At 67.5% G+C, this 3,729-nt stretch carries 3 protein-coding genes and 1 pseudogene; 1 reads left to right on the top strand and 3 read right to left on the bottom strand.

Translation table 11 applies throughout. The features are described 5' to 3' along the window. Positions 1 to 72: 72 nt before the first annotated feature. From A5691_RS09475 to A5691_RS09465, 3 genes and pseudogenes are all read right to left on the bottom strand, one after another. Positions 73 to 516, bottom strand: a pseudogene (locus A5691_RS09475) (hypothetical protein); the annotation flags it as partial. Between the two features lie 181 nt (positions 517 to 697). Next, positions 698 to 1,117, bottom strand: coding sequence for a cytochrome c oxidase subunit 4 (locus tag A5691_RS09470; protein WP_067758493.1), 420 nt, complete (start codon positions 1,115 to 1,117; stop codon positions 698 to 700). 13 nt (positions 1,118 to 1,130) lie between these two features. Next, positions 1,131 to 2,240 (bottom strand): cytochrome c oxidase subunit II, encoded by a 1,110-nt coding sequence (locus A5691_RS09465; protein ID WP_082950223.1) that lies wholly within the window; start codon positions 2,238 to 2,240, stop codon positions 1,131 to 1,133. 147 nt (positions 2,241 to 2,387) lie between these two features. Between A5691_RS09465 and asnB the strand changes: the two genes are divergently transcribed. Next, the coding region (gene asnB / locus A5691_RS09460; RefSeq protein WP_068266540.1) for an asparagine synthase (glutamine-hydrolyzing) at positions 2,388 to 3,729 on the top strand (1,342 nt) is incomplete at its 3' end.

Here is a 3,729-nt window from a genome sequence, read left to right as displayed (position 1 = left end):
ACACCGGGGCGATTCCGGCGTCGGTGGGGTCACCCCGGCCGGCCCGACAGGTCACCGGGGGCGTAGCGTCGACGGCGCGGTCGTGGTGGTGTTGGGGTTGGCCAGCTTGGTGGTGTAGGGGGGCGCGAACAGCAGCGACACCGACACCACGAGCGCGATTGCGGCCACTATCGCGGCGACCCCGACCACCCACGGCCAGCGCGGGGCGGCGTGTTCGTCCTCCGCCTCGTCCGACTCGTCGAAGGTGTCGTAGTCGTAGAGCCTGAGGTCGGCCGGCAGGTAGGGCCCGCTGATGAAGTGCTCGGACTCCGGGGCCGAATAGGCCCGGGAATAGGCGTCGGTCTGGCCCGTCTGGTCGGCCTCCGGCTCGGCGCCGTCGTCGAACGGTTCGAGCTCGTCGTCCGCCGTGGCTTCGTGGGCGTTCGCGGGCTCGTCGGCGGAATCCGGTTGGTGGGGAGCCTCGTTCACGGAATCGGGTTCCTCAGGTTCCCATTCCGGGGGTTTCGGCCCACTCATCTCTGCCTGCCCTGTCCGACTGCCTCACCAGCGCGCGGGGCCCCGCGGCCATACCGTTGCGCGCGCGCTTGAGAAATTGTCAATTGCCTGGGCAAAACACTACCGAACGCAGGGGGGCAAAGAAGTCTTGGCGAAGCGGCCACAGATCACGTGATCTGATTGTGACCTTTATGGATACGAATCAGTGCTTCTCGGGACCGACGTAGTACTCGAAGACCAATCCCGCGACCGACGCGAGGACGAACATCACGCCCGCGGCGATCAGCCACGGCAGCCACAACGCGATACCGACAGCGGAAACCGAGGCCGACAACGCGATCAGGATCGGCCACCAGCTGTGCGGGCTGAAGAAGCCCAATTCACCTGCTCCGTCGCTGATCTCGGCGCCTTCGTAGTCCTCGGGCCGGGTGTCGATGCGACGCGCCACGAACCGGAAGAAGGTGGCCACGATCAACGCCAGGCCACCGGTCAGCGCCAGCGCGGTCGTGCCGGCCCACTCCTCGCCACCGGTGGCGAAAAGCGCTGTCAGCACGCCATAAAGCACCGCAACCAAAATGAAAAACCCGGCGACGAATTCGAAAAGCCTGGCTTCAATATGCATTTGGTGTCCTAACCTACTGGCTTCCGGCCAACTGACCGCGCTTGGTGTCGAACGGGTGGGTGGTCACCGCGAGCGGCGCCTGACCGATCGCCTGCAATGCCTGCGCGTTGCTCTTACCGTCGATCCGCTGCTGCAGGTAAGCCTTGAAGTCGTTGGGCGGCACCACCCGAACCTCGAAGTTCATCATCGAGTGATACGTGCCACAGAACTCGGCGCAGTGCCCGACGAAAGCCCCGGCCTTGCTGATGTCGTCCACCTGGAAGACGTTCACCGAGTTGTTCGCCTCGGCGTTGGGGATCACGTCGCGCTTGAACAGGAACTCGGGCACCCAGAACGTGTGGATGACGTCGGCCGAGGCCAACCGGAACTGAATGCGCTTGCCGGTCGGCAACACCAGCACCGGGATCTCGTCGCTGGTGCCCAGGATCTCGACCTTGTCGAAGTTCAGGTAGGTGCGGTCCGAGGTGTTGAGCCCGCGGACCGGTCCGACGAGCTCCTCCCCGTGCGCGTCCTTGCCCTCGGGCTTGGAGACCATCGCGTTCTTGCGCGCCTGATCGACACCGTCGTAGGTCAGCGTGCCGTCCTTGAAGTCGACGCGCTGGTAGCCGAACTTCCAGTTCCACTGGAAGGCGGTGACGTCGACCACCACCTCCGGGTCCTTGTCGACGTGCAGCATCTTCTCCTGCACCACGACCGTGAAGTAGAACAGCACCGAGATGATCAGGAACGGCGTCACCGTGAGCACCAGCTCCAGCGGCATGTTGTAGCCGAACTGGCGCGGCAGCTCGGTGTCGGTGGCCTTCTTGCGGTGGAAGGCCGACGCCCAGAAGATCAAGCCCCACACGATCACCCCGACGACCAGAGAGGCGATCGTCGCCCCGACCCACAGCTCGCGGTTGATCTGGGCCTGCGGGGTGATGCCCTTGGGCCAGCCGAGGCCCAGCACGTCCGACCAGCTGCATCCGCTCAGGGTGACCGCCAACACGCCGAACGTCGCGGCCAGCGCCAGCGGCCGCAGACGACGGGACCGACCCCGCCGAACGCCCCCGGAACGGCGGCCAGAAAGGCTGTCAAACCTGCCCTGCGACAAACGTTGCGAACGGGCCTGCTCGCGAGGTGTCACGTTGGCGCCTCCTGCTCGGATATCGAATACTACGCAGCGTAGACCACGCCGCTGACCCGAGCGACGAAACCCCGGCCCACCGGCCCCGCACGACGTGCCGGGTGCGACCGCCACGGGCGTGCCCGGAGTGCGGCATACTGGGGCGCCGTGTGTGGTCTGCTGGCGTTTGTCGCCGCCCCGGACGGTGCCGGCGCCGACGCCGCCGCCCGGGCCGACGGTGCGATCGCCCGCGCGTCGCATCTGATGCGCCACCGCGGCCCCGACGAGCCGGGCACGTGGACCGACCCGGGCGCCGACGGGGCCGTCGTGTTCGGCTTCAACCGGCTGTCGATCATCGACATCGCGCATTCGCACCAGCCGCTGCGGTGGGGTCCGCCGGAGGCGCCCGACCGCTACGTGCTGGTGTTCAACGGCGAGATCTACAACTACCTCGAGCTGCGCGACGAGCTGGCCACCGCGCACGGCGCCGCCTTCGCCACCGACGGCGACGCCGAGGCCATCGTCGCCGGATACCACTACTGGGGCGCCGACGTGCTCACCCGGCTACGCGGCATGTTCGCCTTCGCCCTGTGGGACACCGCCACGCTCGAATTGTTCTGCGCCCGAGACCCATTCGGCATCAAGCCGCTCTTCATGGCGACCGGCGCCGGGGGCACCGCGGTGGCCAGTGAGAAGAAATGCCTGCTGGACCTCGCCGAACTGGTCGGGTTCGACACCGGGATCGATCGGCGGGCCGTGCAGCACTACACCGTGCTGCAGTACGTGCCCGAGCCCGAGACGCTGCACCGCGGGGTGCGCCGGCTCGAATCGGGCTGCTACGCGCGGATCACGGCCGGGCGGCCGCCGGAGGTCACCCGCTATTTCGTGCCGAGGTTCGCCGCGGTGCCGATGAGCCGGGACACCGAACAGGCCCGCTACGACGAGATCACCGCGGTGCTCGAGGACTCGGTGGCCAAGCACATGCGCGCCGACGTCACCGTCGGGGCGTTTCTGTCCGGCGGCATCGACTCCACCGCCATCGCGGCGCTGGCCATCCGGCACAACCCCAAGCTGATCACCTTCACCACCGGTTTCGAGCGGGAGGGTTTCTCCGAGATCGACGTCGCGGTGGCCTCCGCCGAGGCGATCGGCGCCCGCCACATCGCAAAGGTGGTGCACCCGGACGAATTCGTCGCGGCCCTCCCCGAAATCGTCTGGTATCTCGACGAACCGGTGGCCGACCCCGCGCTGGTGCCGCTGTTCTTCGTCGCCCGCGAGGCCCGCAAGCACGTCAAGGTGGTGCTGTCCGGGGAGGGGGCCGACGAGCTGTTCGGCGGCTACACGATCTACCGGGAACCGTTGTCGCTAAAGCCGTTCGACTACCTGCCGCGGCCGCTGCGGCGGTCGATGGGCAAGGTGTCCAAGCCGCTGCCGGAGGGGATGCGGGGCAAGAGCCTGCTGCACCGCGGCTCGCTGACCCTCGAGGAGCGCTATTACGGCAACGCCCGCA

This window comes from Mycobacterium sp. E183 (assembly GCF_001667735.1).
Classification (GTDB): Bacteria; Actinomycetota; Actinomycetes; order Mycobacteriales; family Mycobacteriaceae; genus Mycobacterium.
This window is presented reverse-complemented; position numbering and strand designations above follow the sequence as displayed.